Source organism: Stenotrophomonas sp. JC08, from assembly GCF_052180205.1.
Lineage (GTDB): Bacteria > Pseudomonadota > Gammaproteobacteria > Xanthomonadales > Xanthomonadaceae > Stenotrophomonas.
On record NZ_CP197473.1, the window covers coordinates 2,169,771 to 2,192,509 of the forward strand.

The 22,739-nt window shown below is 67.0% G+C and carries 21 protein-coding genes; 9 read left to right on the forward strand and 12 right to left on the reverse strand.

What is annotated here, in order from left to right:
- Positions 1-69: 69 nt before the first annotated feature.
- Together ACSBPQ_RS09950 and ACSBPQ_RS09955 are read right to left on the reverse strand one after the other, a co-directional pair.
- Complete coding sequence (locus tag ACSBPQ_RS09950; protein ID WP_442681996.1) at positions 70-1,356, reverse strand: MFS transporter; 1,287 nt, start codon at positions 1,354-1,356, stop codon at positions 70-72.
- Positions 1,357-1,439: 83 nt separating this feature from the next.
- Entirely contained in the window at positions 1,440-1,817 is a 378-nt protein-coding gene (locus tag ACSBPQ_RS09955) for a YajD family HNH nuclease (RefSeq protein ID WP_442681997.1), read from the reverse strand.
- Positions 1,818-2,082: 265 nt separating this feature from the next.
- Between ACSBPQ_RS09955 and ACSBPQ_RS09960 the strand changes: the two genes are divergently transcribed.
- Positions 2,083-2,517, forward strand: a complete 435-nt coding sequence (locus tag ACSBPQ_RS09960) for a PepSY domain-containing protein (RefSeq protein ID WP_442681998.1) — start codon at positions 2,083-2,085, stop codon at positions 2,515-2,517.
- A 93-nt stretch (positions 2,518-2,610) separates the two neighbouring features.
- Here the strand turns inward: ACSBPQ_RS09960 and dapA are convergent, their stop codons facing one another.
- The gene (gene dapA / locus ACSBPQ_RS09965) at positions 2,611-3,510 is read right to left on the reverse strand and encodes a 4-hydroxy-tetrahydrodipicolinate synthase (protein WP_442681999.1); all 900 of its coding nucleotides are present in this window, start codon (positions 3,508-3,510) and stop codon (positions 2,611-2,613) included.
- Positions 3,511-3,696: 186 nt separating this feature from the next.
- On the opposite strand from dapA, the gene ACSBPQ_RS09970 reads away from it, so the two are divergent.
- From ACSBPQ_RS09970 to ACSBPQ_RS09985, 4 genes are read left to right on the forward strand one after another with little or no spacing between them, the layout of a single operon-like run.
- Positions 3,697-4,593 carry a plasmid replication/partition related protein gene (locus ACSBPQ_RS09970; RefSeq protein WP_442682000.1) on the forward strand — a complete coding sequence of 299 codons (897 nt, stop codon included), beginning with the start codon at positions 3,697-3,699 and terminating at the stop codon, positions 4,591-4,593.
- A gap of 52 nt (positions 4,594-4,645) precedes the next feature.
- On the forward strand, positions 4,646-5,290 hold the full coding sequence (locus ACSBPQ_RS09975) for a DUF5671 domain-containing protein (RefSeq protein ID WP_442682001.1): 645 nt from the start codon (positions 4,646-4,648) through the stop codon (positions 5,288-5,290).
- On the forward strand, positions 5,287-5,709 hold the full coding sequence (locus ACSBPQ_RS09980; RefSeq protein WP_442682002.1) for a hypothetical protein: 423 nt from the start codon (positions 5,287-5,289) through the stop codon (positions 5,707-5,709). The genes ACSBPQ_RS09975 and ACSBPQ_RS09980 overlap by 4 nt, the downstream gene beginning before the upstream one ends.
- A gap of 15 nt (positions 5,710-5,724) precedes the next feature.
- A complete protein-coding gene (locus ACSBPQ_RS09985) occupies positions 5,725-7,005 on the forward strand; it encodes a DUF445 domain-containing protein (protein WP_442682003.1) in 1,281 nt (426 codons plus the stop codon).
- Positions 7,006-7,080: 75 nt separating this feature from the next.
- Here ACSBPQ_RS09985 and rlmKL read toward each other — a convergent pair whose 3' ends face one another.
- Positions 7,081-9,222, reverse strand: coding sequence for a bifunctional 23S rRNA (guanine(2069)-N(7))-methyltransferase RlmK/23S rRNA (guanine(2445)-N(2))-methyltransferase RlmL (rlmKL, locus tag ACSBPQ_RS09990; RefSeq protein WP_442682004.1), 2,142 nt, complete (start codon positions 9,220-9,222; stop codon positions 7,081-7,083).
- A gap of 132 nt (positions 9,223-9,354) precedes the next feature.
- Positions 9,355-9,882, reverse strand: a complete 528-nt coding sequence (locus tag ACSBPQ_RS09995; protein WP_442682005.1) for a hypothetical protein — start codon at positions 9,880-9,882, stop codon at positions 9,355-9,357.
- 52 nt (positions 9,883-9,934) lie between these two features.
- Here ACSBPQ_RS09995 and ACSBPQ_RS10000 point away from each other — a divergent pair, with 52 nt between their 5' ends.
- Entirely contained in the window at positions 9,935-10,507 is a 573-nt protein-coding gene (locus ACSBPQ_RS10000; RefSeq protein WP_442682006.1) for an N-acetylmuramoyl-L-alanine amidase, read from the forward strand.
- Here the strand turns inward: ACSBPQ_RS10000 and ACSBPQ_RS10005 are convergent.
- The 4 genes from ACSBPQ_RS10005 to ACSBPQ_RS10020 form a co-directional block, all read right to left on the reverse strand.
- Positions 10,501-11,430 carry a DUF1684 domain-containing protein gene (locus ACSBPQ_RS10005; protein WP_442682007.1) on the reverse strand — a complete coding sequence of 310 codons (930 nt, stop codon included), beginning with the start codon at positions 11,428-11,430 and terminating at the stop codon, positions 10,501-10,503. The two genes, ACSBPQ_RS10000 and ACSBPQ_RS10005, sit on opposite strands and share 7 nt — an antisense overlap.
- A gap of 71 nt (positions 11,431-11,501) precedes the next feature.
- Complete coding sequence (locus tag ACSBPQ_RS10010) at positions 11,502-12,404, reverse strand: sulfurtransferase (protein WP_442682008.1); 903 nt, start codon at positions 12,402-12,404, stop codon at positions 11,502-11,504.
- Complete coding sequence (locus ACSBPQ_RS10015; RefSeq protein ID WP_442682009.1) at positions 12,401-13,204, reverse strand: CoA pyrophosphatase; 804 nt, start codon at positions 13,202-13,204, stop codon at positions 12,401-12,403. Before ACSBPQ_RS10015 ends, ACSBPQ_RS10010 begins: the two co-directional genes overlap by 4 nt.
- Positions 13,205-13,325: 121 nt before the next feature.
- The gene (locus tag ACSBPQ_RS10020; protein WP_442682010.1) at positions 13,326-14,027 is read right to left on the reverse strand and encodes an FKBP-type peptidyl-prolyl cis-trans isomerase N-terminal domain-containing protein; all 702 of its coding nucleotides are present in this window, start codon (positions 14,025-14,027) and stop codon (positions 13,326-13,328) included.
- A 172-nt stretch (positions 14,028-14,199) separates the two neighbouring features.
- Here ACSBPQ_RS10020 and ACSBPQ_RS10025 point away from each other — a divergent pair, with 172 nt between their 5' ends.
- The 3 genes from ACSBPQ_RS10025 to nth all read left to right on the forward strand — a co-directional run bounded on the left by ACSBPQ_RS10025 (position 14,200) and on the right by nth (position 16,107).
- Complete coding sequence (locus ACSBPQ_RS10025; RefSeq protein ID WP_442682011.1) at positions 14,200-14,982, forward strand: enoyl-CoA hydratase/isomerase family protein; 783 nt, start codon at positions 14,200-14,202, stop codon at positions 14,980-14,982.
- Between the two features lie 10 nt (positions 14,983-14,992).
- On the forward strand, positions 14,993-15,343 hold the full coding sequence (locus ACSBPQ_RS10030; protein WP_442682012.1) for a hypothetical protein: 351 nt from the start codon (positions 14,993-14,995) through the stop codon (positions 15,341-15,343).
- Between the two features lie 128 nt (positions 15,344-15,471).
- Positions 15,472-16,107 (forward strand): endonuclease III, encoded by a 636-nt coding sequence (gene nth, locus ACSBPQ_RS10035; protein ID WP_442682013.1) that lies wholly within the window; start codon positions 15,472-15,474, stop codon positions 16,105-16,107.
- Between the two features lie 222 nt (positions 16,108-16,329).
- Here the strand turns inward: nth and ACSBPQ_RS10040 are convergent, their stop codons facing one another.
- From ACSBPQ_RS10040 to guaB, 3 genes are all read right to left on the reverse strand, one after another.
- Positions 16,330-19,188, reverse strand: coding sequence for a ligand-binding sensor domain-containing diguanylate cyclase (locus ACSBPQ_RS10040; RefSeq protein ID WP_442682014.1), 2,859 nt, complete (start codon positions 19,186-19,188; stop codon positions 16,330-16,332).
- Between the two features lie 350 nt (positions 19,189-19,538).
- Positions 19,539-21,104: a glutamine-hydrolyzing GMP synthase gene (gene guaA / locus ACSBPQ_RS10045; protein ID WP_442682015.1), complete on the reverse strand. Its 1,566-nt coding sequence runs from the start codon at positions 21,102-21,104 to the stop codon at positions 19,539-19,541.
- 86 nt (positions 21,105-21,190) lie between these two features.
- Entirely contained in the window at positions 21,191-22,651 is a 1,461-nt protein-coding gene (guaB, locus tag ACSBPQ_RS10050) for an IMP dehydrogenase (protein ID WP_442682016.1), read from the reverse strand.
- Positions 22,652-22,739: the final 88 nt, after the last annotated feature.

Sequence of the window (22,739 nt, forward strand, 5' to 3'; positions counted from 1 at the left end):
CTCCACCCGGCTGGCAGCCGGAACCACCTGCCCCGCGATGGCCACGGACGGCCAGCTTCCGCCTGGGCATTACCGCCACGTGCCCTTGCGGCGGGCAATCATCCATAGCGCCAGTGCCGTCACCGCCGCCGTCGCACACAGGTAGCCGCCCACGGCGGCAATGCCGAACCTGCCGGCCAGCCACGTGGCGGCATAGGGCGCCGGTGCCGCACCGAGGATGCCGGCCAGGTTGAACGACAGCGATGCGCCGGTATAACGCACCTGCACCGGGTACAGACCGGCCAGCATGGTGCCGCACGGGCCGTAGGTGAGGCCCATCAGGAACAGTCCCAACGCCAGGAACAGCAGCACCTGCCACGGATGGCCGGACTGGAACAGCGGCTGGAACAGCAAGCCGAAGACGAAGATCAGCAGCGTCGCCAGCAGCATTGTCCGCACCGTGCCCCAGCGGTCGCCATACACCGCCGCCAACGGGATGCCGGCGGCGAAGAACAGGATGCCGAGCATCTGCAGCAGCAGGAAATCCTCGCGCGCATAGCCCAGCACCGAGGTGCCATGGCTGAGCGTGAACACCGTCATCAGGTAGAACAGCACGAAGGTGGCGAATGCCGCCAGCGTTCCGGCCACCACCGCGAAGCCGTGAGCCAGCAGCACCTCGCGCAGCGGCAGGCGCACGCGCCGGCCTCCTTCGATCGCCTTGCTGAAATCCGGCGTCTCGCGGATGTTCAGGCGCACCCACAGGCCGACCACCACCAGCACCGCACTGGCGATGAACGGCACGCGCCAGCCCCAGGCCAGGAACGCGGCATCGTCCATCACCTTGCCCAGCAGCAGGAAGGTGCCGGCCGACAGCAGAAAGCCCAGCGGCGCGCCCAGCTGCGGGAACATGCCGTACCAGGCGCGCTTGCCCGGCGGCGCGTTCTCGGTGGCCAGCAGCACCGCACCGCCCCATTCGCCGCCCAGTCCCAGTCCCTGTCCGAAGCGGCACAACGCCAGCAGCAGTGGCGCGACCAGGCCGATGTCGTGATAGGTCGGCAGCAGGCCGATCGCCACCGTCGACAGCCCCATGGTCAACAGCGCCGCCACCAGCGTGGCCTTGCGGCCGATCCGGTCCCCGTAGTGCCCGAACACCGCCGACCCCACCGGGCGGGCGATGAAAGCCACCGCAAAGGTGGCCAGCGACTGCAGCAGCGCCGCCTGGCTGCTGCTTTCCGGAAAGAACAGCTGCGGGAATACCAGCACCGCCGCGGTGGCATAGATGTAGAAATCGAAGAACTCGATGGTGGTGCCGATCAGGCTGGCGGCCAGCACGCGGCGCGGGGAATTGGCCGCGGCGGCGGCGACAGTAGGCGTCATCGGATCAACCCCGGGAAAGACGCGGCGATTCTGGCATGGCCGCAGCGCGCGGCCGGCGGTGGTTGCAAGCGCTACCGCTGCGCTCAGTCGCGCTTGAGCAGCCCGCGCAGGCCGGCGAAAGGCTGCGCGGTGGCGCCCACATGCCGCTCCTCGGCGTCGCTGGCGGCCACGCCGGTGTAGTCGCCATAACGCGAATGCTCGTTGTCATGGCAGTACAGGCACAGCAGCTCCCAGTTGCTGCCATCGGGCGGATTGCAGTCGTGGTCGTGGTTGCGATGGTGCACGGTCAGTTCGGAAAGATTGGCGCGGGTGAACTCGCGGGCGCAGCGCCCGCAGACCCACGGATACAGCTTCAACGCGCGCTCCCGGTAACCGTGCCCGCGCTGCTCGGCCTCGCGCCGGGCCTTGGCGACGATGCGGTCCAGCGCGGCGTTGTCAGGAACGGAAGGACGCGATGCCATGGAATTTCTACCGTCGGGGGAGCGATACGCCGGACTGTAGCGCCTGCCGCCGGCAGCCACCAGCGATACCGTTTGCCCGCTGCCTTCATCGCCACACAACGAAAGCTGCACGCAGCGCGAAGGTTTTTCTCGCGCAGCTTCCACACCGATTAACCGCGTACGACCGGCGGATCACGTCCCGGCGCTGTTTCACGTTCCGGTACAGGTTTCCACCGCTACGGTCGGCATGCGTGGACTGCGCGATGGATATCTCAGGAGCCAACCCATGAACAACCGAACCTTGCACACCACCCTGCTTGCCGCCGCCCTTGCCTTGGCCGCGACCGGCGTCGCCCGGGCGCAGGATGCACTGACCGCGCCACAGGTACGTGCCCAGCTGGAATCACAGGGCTACACCCGAGTAAAGGACCTGGAGTTCAAGGACGGCATGTGGAAGGCCGAGGCGACCAGCGCCAACGGCAAGGACGTGGATGTACGGCTGGACCCGCGTACCGGCACGGTCTATCCGGAAAAGGCCGTCTCACAGCTGGGTGAAGCCGATATCCGCGCGCAGCTTTCCGCTGCCGGCTACAGCGACGTCAACGACGTGAAACTCAAGGACGGCCTGTGGAAAGCCGAGGGTCGCACCGCCGAAGGCGAGAAGGTGAACCTGCGGCTGGACCCCGACACCGGTGAAATCATCGCGGTGGAGCGCGACTGAATCAGACGGACCAGGCCGCACTGATGGCCGGCCTGGCCGCTTGCGTGCGGGTCCAGTCCGATGGACGGACCCGCGCGGATGATTGAAGACTGCTCAGGCCAGCAGGCCGGCGCCGCGCAGGGCCGCTTCCATTCCCGTCTGGTGGCCGGCATCCAGCTCGGTCATCGGCAGGCGCAGCGTGGTGCCACAACGGTTCATGCGTGCCAGCGCCCACTTCACCGGGATCGGATTGGCCTCGACGAACATTTGCCGGTGCACCGGCAGCAGCCGCTGCTGGATCGCCATCGCGGTGCGCACATCGCCGGCCAGCGCCGCCGCGCACAGCTCGCGCATCAGCTTCGGTGCGACGTTGGCGGTGACGCTCACATTGCCGTGGCCGCCACAGAGCATCAGCGCCACCGCGGTGGCGTCGTCACCGGAATACACCGCAAAGTCTTCCGGCACTTCCCGGATCAGCCACTGCGCCCGCTCCAGATTGCCGGTGGCCTCCTTGATGCCGATGATGCCCGGCACCTGCGCCAATCGCAGCACGGTGTCGTGCTGCATGTCGGCAACGGTGCGACCCGGCACGTTGTAGAGCACGATCGGCAGATCGCCGGTGGCTTCGGCAATCGCCTTGAAGTGGCGGTACTGCCCTTCCTGCCCCGGCTTGTTGTAGTACGGCACCACCTGCAACTGGCTGTCGGCACCGACCTTGCGTGCGAACTGTGCCAGCGCGATCGCCTCGGCGGTGGAGTTGCCACCGCAGCCGGCCATCACCGGCACCCGCCCGGCGGCCTGCTCCACGGTCACGCGGATGATCTCGCAGTGTTCTTCCACGCTCACCGTCGGCGACTCGCCGGTGGTGCCGACCACGCCGATGCAGTCGGTGCCCTCGGCCACATGCCAATCCACCAGCTGCCGCAGCGCGCTGTAGTCGACGCTGCCGTCCTCGTGCATGGGCGTGACGAGCGCGACAATGCTGCCGCGGAGAGGAGCGCTGGGAAGGGTCATGGCAATACCGGGGGCCTTGGGGGGAACTGCAGATTCTAATCCCGATGGCGGCCTGATCCACGCGCTTGATACCGCCTGCAACGAATCGCGCCACCGCGTTCATCCACCACCGCCGCCACGCCGGTTTCCCGGCACCGCCCTCCCGCTCATCTACAATGCCGCCCCCCACGTTTCACAGGCAGCCGCATGGACATCATCGTCAACGAAGAACTCAAGGCCTATATCGATCCGCTGACGGCGGACGAGCACGCCGCGCTGGAGCGCAGCCTGCTGGCCGAAGGCTGCCGCGATGCACTGGTGCTGTGGGGCAACGTGCTGATCGATGGACACAACCGCTACGGCATCTGCAGCAAGCACGGTATTCCGTTCAACACCGTGCAGAACACGCGCTTCAAGAGCATGGACGACGTGCATCTGTGGATGATCGAGCAGCACCTGGGCCGGCGCAGCGTGTCCGACTACCAGCGCGGTGTGCTGGCGCTGCGCAAGCGCGACATCCTCGCCGCCCGCCGCCGCACCGAACAGGAACAGCTGCAGCGCGAAAGCGAAGGTGAGAGCACTGCCGCCGACACCGCTGCCGATGCTGCCGACCTGCCACCATGGGAACCGGCACCCAAGCTGTCCAAGGCCGACCTGGCCCGTGAAGCCAAGCTCAGCCCCAGCCAGGTGACGATGATCGAGAAGATCCACGATCACGCTGCCGTGGAAGTGATCGAGGCGATGCGCAGCGGTGCGATCTCGCTCAGTGCCGCGGCCACCGTCGCCAGCCTGCCCGAGGACGAGCAGCGCGCGGCGGCCAGGGGCGGCAAGGAGGAACTGAAACAGGCCGCCAAGCGCGTGCGCGATGCCAGGCGCAAACCCAAGGCCGCGCGCGATGACGACGCCGGGCAGACGCAGCCACTGGGCAGCGCCGAAGCCGCAGGTCTCGAGGAGACGGTGGACAGCGCCGAAGTACAGGCGTTGCGCCAGCGCGTGGCCTCGCTGACCGCGGAAAACCAGGCATTGCGGATGGAGCTGGATGCCCTGCGCGCGCGTTTCGCCTCCGCCGCCGACTCCACGCAGGATGCGGCCACCGAGGCTTGATCCCTCCCCGGCTGCCCCCTACCCTGCGACTACGCCCTGCAAGGACCCAGCAATGGCTTCCGCCTCCCCGGAACTGGAACGATTCGTCCACGAAGCACTGCTGCGCGGCCACACCCGCGAGCAGATCAACCAGGCCCTGCTGGCCGCCGGCTGGAGCAGTGAGCAGATCCGTGGCGCGCTGGAGAACTGGGCCGAGGTCCCGTTCGCACTACCGGTGCCACGCCCGCGTGCGTCGCTGTCGGCACGGGAGGCCTTCCTCTATCTGGTGCTGTTCAGCACCCTGTACTTCTTCTGCTGGAACCTCGGCAGCCTGCTGTTCCAGCTGATCACCTATGCGCTGCCGGACGCGGCAGATGCAGACTGGCGACTGCTGCGGCTGGGCGGTGCCATCCGCTGGTCGGTGTCGGCGCTGGTCATCGCCTTCCCGGTATTCGTGTTCATCGCCCGCCATGTCAGCCTCGATGTGGAGCGCAATCCGATCAAGCGGCTGTCACCGGTACGCCGCTGGCTGACCTACCTGACCCTGTTCGTCGCAGCCACGGTGCTGATCGGCGACCTCACCGCGCTGGTCTACAACGTGCTCAGCGGTGAGCTGAGCCTGCGCTTCGTACTGAAGGTACTGGTGGTCGGCAGCATTGCCGGCACGGTATTCGGCTATTACCTGTGGGACCTGCGGCAGGAAGAGGGGGAAGCATGAGCACTGTCGCCTGGGGCCGCCGCATCCTGTGGGCTGCCGGTATCGTCACCGCACTGGCGATGGTGGCCGGGGTGCTCGTCATCGACTCGCCTTCCCAGCAGCGCCTCAAGCGCCTGGACAACGCCCGCATCGCCGACCTGCAGGCGCTGGATATCGCCGCCCGCGGCTATTGGCGCGAGCACGACATGCTGCCGCCGGATATCCGCACGCTGGCCACACAACCCGGCATGGCCCTGCCGTTGAACGATCCTGCCGGTGGCCCCGCGTACAACTACCGGCTGCTGGATCCCACCCATTTCCAGCTCTGTGCCCGCTTCAGCACCGACAGCAGCAGCGGACAGCGCCGTGGTCACCTGGACGCCTGGGCACACCCGGCCGGCGATCATTGCTTCCGCCGTGAAGCGGGCGACAAAGACTGACGGGTGAGCAGCACCATGCCGCATGACCCCCGCCGCGGGCAGCTTCGCCGCCTCAAGGCCTATGCGGTGGCGATGCTGCTGGCGATGCTGGGCGGTTTCATCGTCAGCCATCTGTATGGCGAACGCGGCATCTGGGCCTGGGTGGGCGCATTCTGCGAAGCGGCCACGGTCGGTGCGCTAGCCGACTGGTTCGCGGTGGTGGCGCTGTTCCGCCGGCCGCTGAACCTGCCGATCCCGCACACGGCGATCATCCCGCGCAACAAGGCACGCATCGCCGACAGCCTGGCGGTGTTCGTGCGCGACCACTTCCTCGAGCCGCAGGCGCTGCTGGCCAAACTGGAGGTGTTCAATCCCGCCAGCCGCCTGGGCGAATGGCTCTCGCAACCGGCGCAGGCGAAGATGCTGGCCGGCATGGCGCGTGGCTGGGCGCTGCAGGCGCTGGACCTGCTCGACGAGGCCGCGGTGCGGCGCGCCATCCAGGGTTTCGTCGTCGAACAGCTGCGGCAGTGGAATGCGGCCAGCACCGCCGGTGAGCTGCTCGGCCTGCTGACCGCCGACAACCGCCACCAGCGCGTGCTCGATGAAGGACTGAAGCGGATCGCGCGCTGGCTGGACAACGACAAGGTGCGGCAGCAGGCCTCGGCGCTGATCGTGCGCTACATCCGCAAGGAATGGCCCACGCTGGCCAGCACCGTGGACTGGGTCAAACCGATCGACGAGATCGGCGATTCGCTGGCCGACCGGCTGGCACGGGCCGGACTGGAAGAGCTGCAGCAGGTGCTGTCACAACCGGAGCATCCGCTGCGCCGCGACTATGCACGGTGGCTGGGCGACTACATCCAGCGGCTGCGCGAGGACCCGGCGCTGGCCGCGCGCGTGGACACCCTCAAGCAGCAGATGATCGACCACCCCGCCCTGCAGCAATATGTGCAAGGGTTGTGGCAGCGGATACACGGCTTCCTGCACGCGGACCTGTCGCGCGAGGATTCAACCCTGGCCGCCTACCTGGAGCGCAGCTTCGGCAAGCTGGGGGATGCGATCGGCCGTGATCCGGCCCTGCGCGACGCCCTCAACCAGCACATGCTCACCGGTGCCGAAAAGCTCACCACCCGTCTGCGCGCCGGCGTCACCACGCATATCGCACAGACGGTGAAAGGCTGGGACGAGAAGAAGCTGGTCGAGCAGCTGGAACTGAGCGTCGGCCGCGACCTGCAGTACATCCGTTTCAACGGCACCCTGGTCGGCGGCCTGATCGGCCTGCTGCTGCACGCCCTCACCGGCTGGCTGCAGCTGTAGGAGCAACGTCAGTCGCGACCGGGTATTGCCGGGAAAGACTGTCGCGACCGACGTCGCTCCTGCAGGGATTGACCCTTACCGCAGCCGCCGCAGCTCCCACGCGCGGTGGATGCGTGCGTTGCGCTCGAAGTCCGGGCCGATGGTCCGGGGCGAAATCTCGCGGCACTGCGCGAACTCGGCGATGGCGTTCTCTTCCAGCTTGAAACGGCGGAAGTTGTTGGAGAAATACAGCACGCCCTCGGGCATCAGCCGCGCCACTGCCGCACGCAGCAGGCGCACGTGCTCGCGCTGGATATCGAAGTCATCGGCGCGCGCCGAGTTGGAGAACGTCGGCGGATCGCAGAAGATCACGTCGTAACGGTTCTTCTCCGCTTCCAGCCAGGTCACCGCATCGGCCTGCACCAGCCGGTGCTGGCTGCCGCCCTTGCCGTTGAGCGCCAGGTTGTCGGCGCACCACTGCAGATAGGTGCCGGACAGGTCCACGCTGGTGGTCGAGTCGGCACCGGCCACCGCCGCCTGCACGCTGGCCACGCCGGTGTAGCAGAACAGGTTGAGGAAACGCTTGCCCTGCGACTGCCCGGCCATGTGCCGGCGCAACGGACGGTGATCGAGAAACAGGCCGGTATCCAGGTAATCGAACAGGTTCACCCGCAGCAGCGCGTCGTTCTCGCGCACCATGATGAACTCGCCGCGCTGTTCGAAGCGCCCGTACTTGCTGCCGCCCTTGCCACGCTCACGCGACTTCAGCGCCACCTGCTCCGGCGGCACGCCGAAGACGTCGCGCGCGGCGGCCAGCAGTTCGTTGCGACGACGGCGCACATCGGCATCGGGAATCGCGGCCGGCGCGGCGTACTCCTGCACATGCAGGAACACCCGGCCCTTGCCGCCATCTTCCTTGTAGACGTCGATGGCCGCGGCGTATTCGGGCAGATCGGCGTCATAGGCGCGGAAACAGCTGACCTGCTCGCGCGCCAGCCAGCTCTTGAACTTCTTCAGGTTCTTGCGCAGCCGGTTGGCCACCATCTGCGCGCCTTCGCTCAGCTCGCGTGGCGCACCGTCATGCTCGCGCTGCGGCACGGCAATCGGATCACAGACGATCAGCGCGCACTCGATGGCGCCATTGAACAGCTGGTAGGTCTTGCGCGCACGCAGGCCGGTGGCGAAGGCCAGATCGGCACTGCCACACAACAGGCTGGCCCGCCATTGCGGCACCGCGCGCTTGAGCGCATCCCCGATCCGGCGGTACAGCACGGTATCGGCGGCCAGACGCTCGTCATAGGGCGGATTGCAGACCACGCAACCGGTTTCCTGCGGCGGTGTCTGCATGTCGGCCACGTCACGCACGCCGAACCAGATGGCCTCGGCCACACCGGCCGCTTCGGCATTCTCCTTGGCCGCGCGGATCGCATGCGGATCGATATCGCTGCCGTGGATGACCTGCCTGAGTGCGGCGCGCCCGACCGTCTCGCGCTCACGCGCTTCGGCCATCAATTCCTTCCATTGCGTCTGGTCGAAGCCGCGCCAGCGGCTGGGCGGCAGGCTACCGTGGCGCTGCAGGCCCGGCGCCACGTCGGCGGCCATCAGCGCACCTTCGATCAGCAAGGTGCCGCTGCCGCACATCGGATCAAGCAGGCCACCGCCCTCGGCGTGGATCTTCGGCCAGTTGGCGCGCAGCAGCACCGCCGCGGCCAGGTTCTCCTTCAGCGGCGCCTCGTTCTGCGACAGACGCCAGCCGCGCCGGTGCATCGGGCCACCACTGAGGTCGATCGAGATCGTCGCCCGGCCCTTGCGCAGGGACAGGTTGATGCGCACATCCGGGAATTCGGTGTTCACCGACGGCCGTTCCTCGCCCTGGCCGCGCAGACGGTCCACCACCGCGTCCTTGACCCGCTGCGCGGCAAAGCGCGCGTGGGTGATCGCGGTACCGGACACGTGCGCGTCCACCGACAGGGTCAGGTCCGAATGCAGGTGTTCTTCCCACGGCATCGCGACCACGCCCTGATAGAGCGAGCCCTCATCCGGGCACTCGAACTCGGCCAGCGGCCACAGCACCCGGCTGGCCAGCCGCGACCACAGCACCACACGCTGCGCATCGCGCAGTTCGCCTTCGGCATTGACGCCGGCGATGGTGGCGGTGGCGACGGGCAGGCCCAGCGCCAGCAGTTCGTCGGCGAGGAGGTACTCCAGGCCCTTGGCGCAGGAAACAAAGAATTTCACGGGATCGGATCGACTGTCGGAAAGGGAGGACACCCGGCGGGCACGCCAACGGCGCGCCGGTCAACGGGCATCAGTGCCGCCATTGTAGGCAATGGAGGTCGCCACCGCCCTCACCGGCGGTAGCCGCAGCCGTTACAGCCCGCGCAACAGCTGCTCGAAAGCCTGCGCCGAGGCCTCCACATGCGCGGCCAGCCGGTGGCCGTCATCGACCATCAGCAGGCTGGCCGACCGCTGCTGTGCCCAGGCGATCACGTCGCCGGCGGGAATCAGCTCGTCATGCCAAGCGTGGACCACGCTGATCGGCACCCTGGCCGCGTCCAGCGCCGGCATCGGCCCCATCGTGGTCGGCGGCACCATCAGGAACAGCGCCTGCGTGGGCACCTGCAGCGAGGCGATGGCGGAGATGTAGGCACCCAGGCTGGAGCCGGCCAGCACCACCGGGCCACGCACGGCGGCGGCGCCGGCCAGTTCGATCAGCCGTTGCAGGCGCTGCGGCACATCACCGACGCGGCTGATGTCGTGGCGCGCGTCAAGATCGGTGTAATCAGGACGCTCGCAGCTGAAGCCCAGACGCTGCGCGACTTCGGCCAGCGCGGTGACCTTGGTCGCGTCCGGACCGCTCTCGAAACCATGGGAAAGAATGCAGTGGCCGCGGCTCATGGCGCCCTGCCGGATACGGGGTAAGTCATGGCGCAGATGCTAGCATCCGGCGATGCCCTCGCCCTCCGCCCCCGCCGTTGTTTCCGCGCCGCTGCCCTACGAGGAACACCTCGCGCGGCGGGCACTCGCCGACATCGATCTGGTGGTGATCCACTGCACCGAGCTGCCCGACCTGGCCATGGCGCGCGAATACGGCGAACGCGTGCTGTATGACAGCGGCAGTGGCAACAGCGGCCATTTCTATATCGACCGCGATGGCAGCATCGTGCAGTACGTGGCGCTGGAACGCGTGGCCCACCATGTGCGTGGCTTCAACCCGCGCTCGGTCGGCATCGAGCTGGTCAACAGCGGCCGCTATCCGCACTGGCTCGATTCCCGCCACCAGCAGATGGCCGAACCGTATCCGGCGGCGCAGATCACCGCGCTCATCCGCCTGTTGAATCATCTGGCGGTGCAACTGCCCGCGCTGCGCTGGATTGCCGGGCACGAGCAGCTGGATACCGAACAGGTCGCTGCCAGCAACGATGCCTCCGTGACCGTGCCCCGCAAGCGCGACCCCGGCCCACAGTTCCCGTGGTCGCAGGTGCTGCAGGCCATCGCGCTGCAGCCGCTGCCCGCTCAGTAAGCGGACACGAACACCTTCTCGCCGGCGTTCACCCGCAGGTCCAGGCGGTTTCCCGGCGGGGCCACCGGGCACACCACATGCGGCGTCAGTGCGCACGGAGGATTCTGCGCGCGGTTGAAATCCAGCACCACGGTGCCGTCGCGGGGCGCGCTGGCAAACAGGTAGCGCGCGCCGCCATAGGTTTCACGGCCACTGGTGCGATCGGTGAACAGGAAGAACAGATGCCGGTCCTCGGATTCCTGCATCTGCAGTACCGGCCGCAGGCTGTAGCGGCGTCCGTCGATCTCGAACCGGGCCTCGCCCGGCTCCTCGGCCGGCAGCGGTGTGCCGATGGACGTCAGCAGCACCACCTCTTTCGGCTTCGGAAACGGATACCACTGCGCCACCACGCGCCATTCCGGTGCCACCGGGAAGTGCTCGACGCCCTTGAAGTCACGCCGCGAAGCCGCGTCGGGATCGCGGTAACGCCAGCCCCAGACAGCGCCCGTGCGGACCAGATAGAAATCCGCCGTCCCCAGCCGGATATGGCTGCCGGGCCGCTCATCCGCCGCCTGCTCCGGCACCAGCTCGGCAGCCTGCAGGGGCTGCCCGTCCAGCATCGCATCGCTGCCGGCCGCCACTTCGATATGCGCCCGCTCGTGGCCATCGAGCGTCAGGATTCCCAGTCGTGCCGGACCGCCGGGCAATCTCACCTCGTTGTCCGGAGCACTGCCGACGCGGTAGCGCCCCGGCTTCAGGCGGCCGGAACCGGTATAGCTCAGCCAGCCATCGGACGCCCTCAGCTCTTCCAGCCGCTGCGCACGCCACTGCGCCACCTGCTGCCGGTAGCCGGGCAGCTCCGCATCAGCCCGCCCGTCCCCGCGCAGGCATCCGCCACACGCCAGGACAAGTGCCGCCAGAACTGTGCTGATCCTCAACCGCATCTCGTCCCCCGCAGGCCCCTCCCCCGGCCGATACGCATCCCGCGCGAAGGCCAGCCCGATACCGCGTCATCTCAGCCGGTTGCCACCGGCCGTTCCGGATCACTGGACCAGCCGCTCCAGGAGTCGGCAAACACCCGCACCCCCTGCAGCCCGGCAATTTCAAAGGCCAGCGCCAGATGGCACGCGGTCACTCCCGAACCGCACATCACCACCGCCTTGTCCGGCGCGTGCCCGGCCAGCAGCGGCTCCAGTCCAGCGCGCAATTCTGCCGCAGGACGGAAGCGGCCGTCGAGCAGGCTGTCACCAAACGGACGGTTCACCGCGCCCGGCACATGCCCGGCGACGCGATCAAGCGGTTCCACCTCGCCGCGATACCGTTCCGGCGCACGCGCATCCAGCAACCAGCCCGGCACCTGTGACAGCCGCGCGGCCACCTCATCGGCAGTCACCACCTGGGCCGGATCGAACCGCCCCGGGTGAGCCGGCAGCGCCGTGATTGCCGGCACCGTGCTTTCCACTGCATGTCCGGCGGCCTGCCAGGCCGCCAGGCCGCCATCCAGCACCGCGACAGGGCGATGCCCGACAAGGCGCAGCAGCCACCACAGCCGTGCCGCCGCCATGCTGCCATCGCCGGCATCGTAGACCACCACCTGCGTCCGCGGGCCGATCCCCCAGCGGCCCAGTGTCGCGGCGAACGCGGCACTGTCCGGTAGCGGATGGCGACCATGCCCCTTCTTTTGCAGATCGGAAAGATCACGGTTGAGATCGGCGTAAACCGCCCCTGGAAGATGCCCGACCGCATACTGCGCGGCACCGGATTGAGCATCGGCCAGCGAAAACCGTGCATCCACCACCCGTATGGCCATGGCGTCACCAGCGTGCGCATCCACCTCCGAGGCCGGAGCGGACTGCAGCGCAGCCGCCAGCGAATCGACATCCACCAGCGTGGTCCACGGCGGGTTCATCAGGTTCATGACGTTTGCTCCAGGCGGCAACGCAGGTTGTAGAGGATGGCTGCCGTCGCGCCCCAGATGCGCTGCGCCGGCCAGCTGTATTCGAAGACATGCCGCACACGGCCGCGATAATCCATTTCGACCTTGCGCAGATTGGCCGGGTCCATCAGGAACGCCAGCGGTACTTCAAACACATCGGCCACTTCCGACGGATCGGCCACCGGCACGAATGCCGGGTCGACCACCGCCACCACCGGTGTCACCCGGAAGCTGGTGATGGTCAGGAACGGTTCGAGATACCCCAGCATCTGCGCCTGCTCGCGCTGCAGGGCGATTTCCTCGTTGCTTTCGCGCATCGCCGCCATGGCCGGAGTGCGATCGCGCGGTTCGATCCTGCCACCGGGAAAACCGACCTGCCCGCCATGGTGGCGCAGATGCTCGGTGCGTCGCGTCAGCAGTATCTGCACGCCCTGCGGCCGCGGCACCAGCCCGACCAGCACCGCCGCCTCGGCCGGCGTCCCGGGGGGCAGGATGTCCGCCAGCTCCGCATGGTTCCAGCCCCTGCCGGTCGGCACGGTCACCAGCGGATCGAGTGCGCGCAGCAGCTGCGCGGCATCGGGCAGCAAACCCGCCAGCGAATCCGGCGCAAGCCTGCGTGCCGGCAGCGCGTTATCGATCATGTCAGCACGCATGGCAGCCTCCATCCGCAACCAGCCGGCGATCTCATCGCCGGTACGCAGACACCCGTGGCAATAGCCGCGGGTATCCAGCGAGCACATACCGATACAGGGACTGGTGACGGCTCCACGTACAGCATCCATCCGCAACAACACCCTTCAAGCCTAACGCGATTGCGGGCCGACGATAGCCATCGTTGCCGCAAAAAAATTGCGCCGGCGTTTTGGCACCGGCGCAATTCGCTTCACTTCACTGGCGCCGCGCTTACTTCACGCTGACCAGCTTGATTTCAAACTGCACGGCCACGTTCGGCGGGAACGGCGTGCGCGGGTCAGCACCGTAGGCCTTTTCCGGCGGCAGGGTGACTTCCCACTTGGAGCCGGCCGGCATCTGCAGCAGGGTTTCGCGCATCGCCGCCATCTCGACCTCGCTGAGCTTGATCGACGGAATCGACTGCGCCGGACGGGCTTCGCTGGGGCGCTGCCCATACGGGAACGGACCGGCCACTTCCAGCGCCACGGTGCTGGCCTGGGTCGGCTTGGCGCCGTTGCCGGCTTCCATCACGCGGTACTGCACGCCGCTGGCCAGGCTCTGCACGCCGGCCTTGGCCTTGTTGGCGGCCATGAACTGGTCACTGCGGGTCTTGTTCTCGGCAGCGGCCTTTTCATACTCGGCCTTGGCGGCTTCGGCACGGCCCTGCTCACGGCGCTGGAAGGCTTCCACGGCCGGCTTCAGCTGCTCGGCGGTGATCGCCGGCTGCTTCTTGGCGTAGGCATCCTGCAGACCCTTGACCACCGAGGCGATGTCCAGCTGTTCGCCACGACCGGTGAGTTCGGCCAGGTTGTTGCCGTAGTCATAGCCGAAGTAATAGCTCAGCTTGCCCTTCTCGGACGAGACGTCCTGGGCGAATGCGGTGCCGGTCATGGCCAGGGCGGCCACGGCGACCGCGATTGAACGCAACTTCATCAAACAGTTCTCCAGGAAGGGTGTCTCAAGGCAAGCATGCCGCCTGAGGCGACGGGTTAGGATAACGGCCACAAAGGCTGACCGCCACTTGCGTACCGCAGTTCAGACAGGTCACCGACATAAAGAGTTCCGCACTTACTTTTTTTTAACGTTATCGAGGAGTTTGGCCGCAATGTCCGAGGCACCGGTTTCCATCCATACCCGCGACGCCATCCGCACCATCACCGTGCAGCGCCCGGAGAAACTCAATGCCTTGAACCGGCAGACGCTGGAGGCGCTGGACGCGGCATTCACCGAGGCCGCACAGGCCGATGACGTGCGGGTGGTGATCCTGACCGGCGCCGGCCCCAAGGCCTTCGTGGCCGGGGCCGATATCGCCGAGATGAATGCGCTTACCCCGGTACAGGGCCGCGACTTCTCGCTGCTCGGCCAGCGCCTGATGCGCCGCATTGAGCGCCTGAACAAGCCGGTGATCGCCATGGTGAACGGCTTTGCACTGGGCGGCGGCATGGAACTGGCGATGGCCTGCCACCTGCGCATCGCCGCCGACAGCGCCAAGGTCGGACAGCCGGAAATCAACCTCGGCCTGCTGCCCGGTTTTGGCGGCACCCAGCGCCTGCTGCGTCTGGCCGGCCGCGCCGCCGCACTGGAACTGTGCCTGCTCGGTGCGCCGATCGATGCCCTCCGCGCGCAGCAGCTGGGACTGGTCAACCGCGTGGTGCCCGCCGCCGAGCTGGAGGCCGAAACCCTGAAGATCGCCACCCAGCTGGCCGGTGCCGCCCCGCTGGCGCTGCGCGGCATCCTTGATGCGATCAATGTCGGCGGCGAGTGCGGTATCGAGGAAGGGCTGGAATACGAGAGCGCACAGTTCGGCCTGGCGTTCTCCACCCAGGACATGCGTGAAGGCACCAGCGCCTTCCTCGAACGCCGCAAGCCCGAATTCAAGAACTGCTGAGCCACGACCGATGCACGCTGTTCCCGTTTCACCGCAACAGCTGCTGCAGCTTGTTGTCGAGGACAATCTGGATGCAGCGGTGTGTGCCGGCCTGATGGACTACACCGCTGCACCGGACGACACCACACTGACCCCGGCGCAATCGCAGCTGCTGCTGGAAACCCAGCAGCGCCTGCGCATCGCCTGGGCGGCCCGCGAGCGCTACCGCGCCCGCGATGCGCGCCTGGCGCGACGTGCCGCCGAACGTGAAGCGCGCCGTACCCCGCCGCCGCCGCCAGACAGCAAGCCCGCCCTGCCCTCGGCGGCGGCCGCGATCCTCGCCCGTGCCAAGGCGCGGGCCGCGCAGAAGCCTTCGTCATGAAAAGTGTTGCCGTGAAGAAAACCGCTGCGAAAAAAGTTGCGGCAAAGAAAATCGCACCCGGAAAAGCCACCACAGGAAAAACCGCGGCGACGGTGAAGAAAACAGCCACACCGCGGGCCAGCAAGCGCATGAGCCGCGAGCAGGTGCGGGAGATGTTCACCCGCCTGCGCGAGCTCAACCCCAATCCCGTGACCGAGCTCGAATACAGCTCGCCGTTCGAGCTGCTGGTGGCGGTGACACTGTCGGCGCAGGCCACCGACGTCGGCGTCAACAAGGCCACGCGCAAGCTGTTCCCTGTAGCCAATACCGCGCACGCGATCCTCGCGCTGGGCGAGGAAGGGCTGAAGCGCTACATCGCCACCATCGGCCTGTTCAACGCCAAGGCCAGGAATGTGATCGCCGCCTGCGCGATCCTGGTGGAGAAATATGACGGCGAGGTACCGGCCGACCGCGCCGCGCTGGAGGCCCTGCCCGGTGTCGGCCGCAAGACCGCCAATGTGGTGCTCAACACCGCCTTCGGCCAGCCGACGATGGCGGTGGATACCCACATCTTCCGCGTCGCCAACCGTACCGGGCTGGCTCCGGGCAAGGACGTGCGCGCGGTGGAGGACGGGCTGCTGAAGGTGATTCCCGAGGAGTTCCTGCAGGATGCACATCACTGGTTGATCCTGCACGGCCGTTACGTCTGCAAGGCGCGCAAGCCGGACTGCCCGCAATGCGTGATCCGTGATCTGTGTCATTACCGGGACAAGACCACCGCCTGATGCGGCAGCATTGCCTGCCGCGGACGCGGCTTCAACGCAATGGCGCCGATCCACCACTGCGGGCCGGCTGATCCTGCACGGCCGCTACGCCTGCAAGGCGCGCAACAAGGAAAATCCCGCCTGTCGGGACGACAGCTGTGAACATGACGTCCGTCGCCGGCCTGATTCCCGCAGAAATATGGTGACTCCGGAAGGTGTCCCTGCGCCGGGAACACTCCGGCATCATCCGCATATCCGGTTGCGCCCGTTTCGCTTGGCTTCGTAGAGCATTGCATCGGCGCGGTTGATCAGCTTTTCATGATGGGTCAGCCCCACCCGCTCGGCCACGCCCATGCTGATGCTCATCGAAAATCCCGGCGCAAAGCCGGAGGTATCGATGGCGGCCACCGCCTGACGCAATTGCTCGCAGCGCGCCAGCACGTCCTCGCGCGCAAGACCGGGGAACAGCAGCACGAATTCCTCGCCCCCCCAGCGCGCGACGGGCACGCGTTTGCCGGCATGTGCGCGGATGGTGTCAGCGGCGACGCGCAGCGCGGCATCGCCGGCGATATGCGAATACCCGTCGTTGATGCGCTTGAAATGGTCCAGATCGGCAAGGACCAGCGTCAGCGGTGTGTCATCGCGCACGGCACTGGCGAACTCCCGTGCCAGTGCTTCATCGAACGCACGCCGGTTCATCAGCCCGGTGAGTGGATCCTCGCGCGCCTGGCGCTCGAATGCCTCGGCCTGCACCCGCAGATCGCGGGTGCGCTCATCCACCTGCGCACCGAGCTGGCGTTTGGCCGCCTGCAACGCATGCACGCGCCAGCGATACAGGCCGTACAGCGCCAGCAGCGCCAGCGCCGCCAACCCGAGCCGGAAGTCCCTGCGCTGCATCAACTGCGGCTGGACCTGCAGCGCGATGCGCGCCTCCTCCTGGCTCCAGCCTCCGTTGGGATGCGCGGCGGCGACACGGAACACGTACTCACCCGGCGCCAGATTGGTGAACTGCGCAAACCGCAGTGAGCCGCGCTCGACCCAGTCCGGATCGAAACCATCGAGCCGGTAGCGGTAACGGATCTTCTTGGGAATCTGATAACTCAGCCCGGCAAAGTGCAGTTCCAGCTTGCGCGTACCCGGCGGCAGGCGGAGCGTGGTCTGCAGTGGCACGGGGCGATCGTCCACGCGCACTTCTTCGATCACCACCGGTGGCGGCTTGCGGGTGAGCTCGTGGATGCGTCCGGGAGAGGTCATCGCCAGTCCCCCGGCGGTGGCGAACCAGAGCCGGCCGTCGGCCGTGTGCCACGCCGCTGGCCCGGAATTGCCGTTGTTCTGCGCACTCGCCAAGCCGTCACCCTCGTCGAACCACTCCACGTCCATGGCCGCTTGCCGGCCATCGGCCATGGCCTCCAGCTCGCGCCGGGCCACCCGCAACATGCCGCGGTTGGAAGTGAGCCAGAAATGGGCCTCGCCATCCTCCAGCACCTGGAATACCTTCGTCACCGGCAATTCCTGCGCCGTGCCGATCAGGCGCATGTCCTCACCACGGCGACGGATCAGGCCCTGGTTGGTCGCCAGCCACAGCGTGCCGTCATCGGTTTCGTGCAGACCGAACACATTGCTGGCATCAAACTCCCGCAGTGGATACGCACGGACCTGCTCGCCCTCGATCCGCGCCAGTCCGTTGGAAGTCCCCACCCACAGCACCCCGTGCCGGTCCTGGTGCAAGGCAATGACGAAGTTGCTGGGCAAGCCCTGGGCCACGGTGTAATGCCGCACGCCCCGCACATCGACCCGGTTCAATCCACGCGAGGTGCCGACCCACAACGTACCGTCGGCGGTTTCCAGCAACGCGCGTACCTGGTTGCCGGTCAGGCCGCTGCGGCTGTCCAGCTGACGCCGCACACGGCCATCCCACAGCGCCACGCCATGGCTGTAGCTGCCGACCCAGACACCGCCATCACGCGCACGGGCAAGGCTGAGCAGGGAGTCACCCGGCAAGCCGTCACGACTGTCGGCCGCGCCAAACCGGCCATCGCGCAGCCAGCCCAACCCATCGCTGGTCGCGATCCAGAGCGTGCCCTGTGCATCGGCCAGCACACTGCGCACATAGGCGCTGGGCAGTCCGTCCCGCACACCGAAGGTGCTGAAAGGCGCATCACGCAGGCGCAGCAGCCCGCCATTGGTGCCGACCCACAGGCTGTCCTCGCGATCCTGCCAGAGGGCGGAAACCTGTTCGTTGGGCAGGCCGTCGGCATTGCCGATCCGCTCCAGCCCATAGCCTTTGCGATGGCGATACAGGCCGGTGATCGTGCCCAGCCAGAGTGTCCCATCGGCCTGCACCCGCAGCCGGGTGACGTTGCTGGGCGGCATGTCCAGCGCCAGCGGCACGAAGCGTTCCCCCTCCTGACGCCATACGCCCCGCTCCATGCCGACATGGACGCGGCCATCGGGCCCGGAAACCACGCAGAACGCCTGACCGGGCGGCAGGCCCTGCGCCGCCCCCTGTGCGATAAAACGGCCGCCGGAGTAGCGCGCCAGCCCGCCCATGGTGGCGGCCCAGATCGTGCCGTCCTCGCCTTGCAGCATTTTCAGCACCGAACGGCTGGGCAGGCCCGCCTCCATGCTGAAAGGCGTGATCACACCATTGCTGTCGATGCGCAGCACACCACTGCTGTGCGTACCGACCCACAATTCACCGTCGTGACCTTCCACAAGGTCGATGACCTGGTCGCGCGGCATGGCTTCGGCTCCGGGCCAGACACTCCAGTGACCTGCGTGATAGCGCACCACGCCACCGCTCGCCGTTCCCAGCAACAGGCCACCGTCACGCGCCAGCCGCAGGGCAAGCACCCCGCTGTCGCGCAGCGCCGGCACGTCACGCTGGTCGAAGACGCGGAACTCGATCCCGTTGTAGCGCGCCACGCCCTCCCAGGTGGCAAACCACAGATAGCCGTCGTGCGTCTGCACGATGTCATGGACCAGGTTGTGCGGCAGTCCTTCGCGGGTGGTCCAGACTTCCTTGAAATAACCGTCCAGCGGCGTCGACGGCGAGCCCGCCGCCGGCCCTGCGCACAGACACAACAGGAGCAGCAGCCACACACCACGCACCGGCCACCAGCCTGTGGAAAAGCGCACCGGGGCAGGCAGGCATCGCGACCGGATACACGAAGACGCCCCGCTGCTTTCAGCGCACCTGTTGCAGGCGGCAGTGGCGTCATGCGGCATCCGGCTTCACCTGTCAGGCCATGGAAATCGGGGAACGATAGCAAAGACAATCCGGCAAGCGCCGGCGAGTCCCGGGCACTACCGGCAATGGAAAGCCGACGCAGCCGGGCAGCCCTCGTCCAGGCCGCATGGAATCCGCCGGGCCGCTCAAAAGCAACGCCCCATAAGGGGCGCTGCACATTGCCGGTTCATTGCTGCACCGGCAGCCGGAGGTGATTGCCGGATCACTCCCACTCGATCGTCGCCGGCGGTTTGCCGGAGATGTCGTAGACCACGCGCGAGACGCCACGCAGCTCGTTGATGATGCGGTTGGAGACGCGACCGAGGAAGTCGTACGGCAGGTGCGCCCAGTGCGCGGTCATGAAGTCGATGGTCTCCACCGCGCGCAACGCGATCACCCACTCGTAGGCGCGCGCATCGCCGACCACACCCACCGACTTGACCGGCAGGAACACCGCGAATGCCTGGCTGGTCCTGTCGTACAGATCGGCCGCGCGCAGTTCCTCGATGAAGATCGCATCGGCCTTGGCCAGCAGTTCGGCATACTCGCGCTTCACTTCGCCGAGGATGCGCACGCCCAGGCCCGGGCCAGGGAACGGATGGCGGTAGACCATGGTGCGCGGCAGACCCAGCTCGACGCCGAGACGGCGCACTTCATCCTTGAACAGCTCGCGCAGCGGTTCGACCAGCTTGAGCTTCATGTCTTCGGGCAGGCCGCCGACGTTGTGGTGGCTCTTGATGACGTGCGCCTTGCCGGTCTTGCTGCCGGCCGATTCGATCACGTCCGGGTAGATCGTGCCCTGCGCCAGCCATTTGGCATTGCCGAGCTTGTTCGACTCCTCGTCGAAGATCTCCACGAACAGGTTGCCGATGATCTTGCGCTTGGCTTCCGGATCGGTGACGCCTTCCAGTGCCTTGAAGTAACGGTCGGCGGCATCCACCCGCACCACCTTCACGCCCATGTTCTCGGCCATCATCTGCATGACCTGGTCGCCTTCCTGGAAGCGCAACAGGCCGGTATCGACAAACACGCAGGTCAGCTGCGTGCCGATCGCCCTGTGCAGCAGCGCGGCCACGACGGACGAATCCACGCCGCCGGACAGGCCCAGGATCACCTCATCGCTGCCGACCTGCTCGCGCACGCGGGCGATCTGGTCGTCGATGATGTTGGCCGCGGTCCACAGCGTGGCACAGCCGCAGATGTCGGTGACGAAACGCTTGAGCAGCGCGCCGCCCTGTTTGGTATGGGTGACCTCCGGATGGAACTGCACGCCGTACCAGCGCTTGTCCTCGTTGGCCATCGCCGCCACCGGGATGCGCTCGGTGACCGCAGTGATGACGAAGCCCGGCGGCACGTGGGTGACGTGATCGCCATGGCTCATCCACACATCCAGGCGCGGCTCACCGCCATGATCGGACAGGCCGCCCAGCAGGCCGTCATTGCCCAGCAGCTTGACCTCGGCATGGCCGAACTCGCGCTGGTCGGCCGCCTCGGTGCCGCCGCCCAGCTGCTTGGCCATGGTCTGCAGGCCGTAGCAGATGCCCAGCAGCGGCAGGCCGCTGTCGAATACTTCCTGCGGCGCAGCGGGTGCGTCCGGCAAGGTGGTGCTCTCCGGGCCACCGGACAGGATGATGCCCTTGGCGCCAAACGCGGCGATCTCGGCCGGATCATGGTCCCAGGCCCAGACTTCGCAGTACACGCCGAACTCGCGGATGCGGCGCGCGATCAGCTGCGTGTACTGAGCGCCGAAATCGAGGATGAGGATCTTGTCGTTGTGGATATTGGTCATGTCGCCAGTACGGATGCAATTCGGAAACGGAAGACGGATACGAAAAGAGGGACACGCGAACGTCTCCCTCTTTGCGTCGGACTGGATCAGCCCATTCTGTAGTTCGGCGGCTCTTTGGTGATCTGCACGTCGTGGACGTGGCTCTCACGCTGGCCGGCGCCGCTGATCTTCACGAACTTCGGCTGGGTACGCATTTCCTCGATGGTGGCGCAACCGACATAGCCCATCGTCGCACGCAGGCCACCCATCAGCTGATGGACGATGCCGCCGACCGGACCGCGATACGGCACGCGGCCTTCGATGCCCTCGGGCACCAGCTTGTCGGCATCGGCCGAATCCTGGAAGTAACGGTCCTTGCTGCCCTTTTCCATCGCCGCCAGCGAGCCCATGCCGCGGTAGCTCTTGTAGCTGCGACCCTGGAACAGTTCGGTTTCGCCCGGCGATTCCTCGGTACCGGCAAACAGCCCGCCGATCATCACCGTCGAGGCACCGGCGGCCAGCGCCTTGCCGATATCGCCGGAGTAGCGGATGCCACCATCGGCGATCAACGGGATGCGGTCCTGCAGCGCCTCGGCCACCAGGTCGATGGCGGTGATCTGCGGTACACCGACACCGGCCACCACGCGCGTGGTGCAGATCGAGCCCGGGCCGATACCGACCTTGACCGCATCGGCGCCGCAGTCGAGCAGCGCCAGCGCCGCATCACCGGTACAGATGTTGCCGCCAATGACCTGCACGTGCGGGAAATTCTTCTTCATCCAGCGCACGCGGTCGAGCACGCCCTGCGAGTGGCCGTGCGCGGTGTCGACCACCACCACGTCCACGTCCGCGGCCACCAGTGCCTCGATGCGACGCTCGGTATCACCGCCCACGCCCACCGCGGCACCGACCAGCAGGCGGGTCGAAGCATCCTTGGCGGCGTTGGGGTTGTCGGTTTTCTTCTGGATATCCTTGACCGTGATCAGGCCACGCAGCTCGAACGTGTCATTGACCACCAGCACCTTTTCGATGCGGTTGCGGTGCAGCAGCTCCAGCACTTCCGCCGATGCGGCGCCTTCCTTCACCGTGACCAGTCGATCCTTCTTGGTCATGATGTGGCGCACCGGATCATCCAGCTCGGCCTCGAAGCGCATGTCGCGATGGGTGACGATGCCGGTCAGCTGGCCGCTGCCATCCACCACCGGCACGCCGGAGATGTTGTGCGCGCGGGTCAGCGCGAGCACGTCACGGATGCTGGTTTCCGGGCCGACCGTGATCGGGTCGCGGATCACTCCGGACTCGAACCGCTTGACCTTGGCCACTTCCGCGGCCTGCTGCTCAAGGCTCAGGTTCTTGTGGATGATGCCGATGCCGCCGATCTGGGCCATGGCGATCGCCAGCCGGCCTTCGGTGACGGTATCCATGGCTGCCGAAACAATCGGCAGCTTCAACCGCAGCTCGCGCGTCAGGCGCGTGCCGAGATCGACGTCCTTGGGCAGGACCGTGGAATGGGCGGGGACGAGCGAGACGTCGTCGTATGTCAGTGCTTCAGCCTGGATGCGCAGCATCGGCGTACCCGATATGTGGGGAAGCGCGGCATTTTACCCTTTTTTGCCCGCCGATGGCAGGGGCCTCGGCCCCACCACCGGTTCAGCC

Bases quoted from the DNA above. Each gene is read 5' to 3' on its own strand.
- ACSBPQ_RS09950 (WP_442681996.1), bottom strand. From the start codon at position 1,356: ATGACGCCTACTGTCGCCGCCGCCGCGGCCAATTCCCCGCGCCGCGTG.
- ACSBPQ_RS09955 (WP_442681997.1), bottom strand. From the start codon at position 1,817: ATGGCATCGCGTCCTTCCGTTCCTGACAACGCCGCGCTGGACCGCATC.
- ACSBPQ_RS09960 (WP_442681998.1), top strand. From the start codon at position 2,083: ATGAACAACCGAACCTTGCACACCACCCTGCTTGCCGCCGCCCTTGCC.
- dapA (WP_442681999.1), bottom strand. From the start codon at position 3,510: ATGACCCTTCCCAGCGCTCCTCTCCGCGGCAGCATTGTCGCGCTCGTC.
- ACSBPQ_RS09970 (WP_442682000.1), top strand. From the start codon at position 3,697: ATGGACATCATCGTCAACGAAGAACTCAAGGCCTATATCGATCCGCTG.
- ACSBPQ_RS09975 (WP_442682001.1), top strand. From the start codon at position 4,646: ATGGCTTCCGCCTCCCCGGAACTGGAACGATTCGTCCACGAAGCACTG.
- ACSBPQ_RS09980 (WP_442682002.1), top strand. From the start codon at position 5,287: ATGAGCACTGTCGCCTGGGGCCGCCGCATCCTGTGGGCTGCCGGTATC.
- ACSBPQ_RS09985 (WP_442682003.1), top strand. From the start codon at position 5,725: ATGCCGCATGACCCCCGCCGCGGGCAGCTTCGCCGCCTCAAGGCCTAT.
- ACSBPQ_RS09995 (WP_442682005.1), bottom strand. From the start codon at position 9,882: ATGAGCCGCGGCCACTGCATTCTTTCCCATGGTTTCGAGAGCGGTCCG.
- ACSBPQ_RS10000 (WP_442682006.1), top strand. From the start codon at position 9,935: ATGCCCTCGCCCTCCGCCCCCGCCGTTGTTTCCGCGCCGCTGCCCTAC.
- ACSBPQ_RS10005 (WP_442682007.1), bottom strand. From the start codon at position 11,430: ATGCGGTTGAGGATCAGCACAGTTCTGGCGGCACTTGTCCTGGCGTGT.
- ACSBPQ_RS10010 (WP_442682008.1), bottom strand. From the start codon at position 12,404: ATGAACCTGATGAACCCGCCGTGGACCACGCTGGTGGATGTCGATTCG.
- ACSBPQ_RS10015 (WP_442682009.1), bottom strand. From the start codon at position 13,204: ATGGATGCTGTACGTGGAGCCGTCACCAGTCCCTGTATCGGTATGTGC.
- ACSBPQ_RS10020 (WP_442682010.1), bottom strand. From the start codon at position 14,027: ATGAAGTTGCGTTCAATCGCGGTCGCCGTGGCCGCCCTGGCCATGACC.
- ACSBPQ_RS10025 (WP_442682011.1), top strand. From the start codon at position 14,200: ATGTCCGAGGCACCGGTTTCCATCCATACCCGCGACGCCATCCGCACC.
- ACSBPQ_RS10030 (WP_442682012.1), top strand. From the start codon at position 14,993: ATGCACGCTGTTCCCGTTTCACCGCAACAGCTGCTGCAGCTTGTTGTC.
- nth (WP_442682013.1), top strand. From the start codon at position 15,472: ATGAGCCGCGAGCAGGTGCGGGAGATGTTCACCCGCCTGCGCGAGCTC.
- guaA (WP_442682015.1), bottom strand. From the start codon at position 21,104: ATGACCAATATCCACAACGACAAGATCCTCATCCTCGATTTCGGCGCT.
- guaB (WP_442682016.1), bottom strand. From the start codon at position 22,651: ATGCTGCGCATCCAGGCTGAAGCACTGACATACGACGACGTCTCGCTC.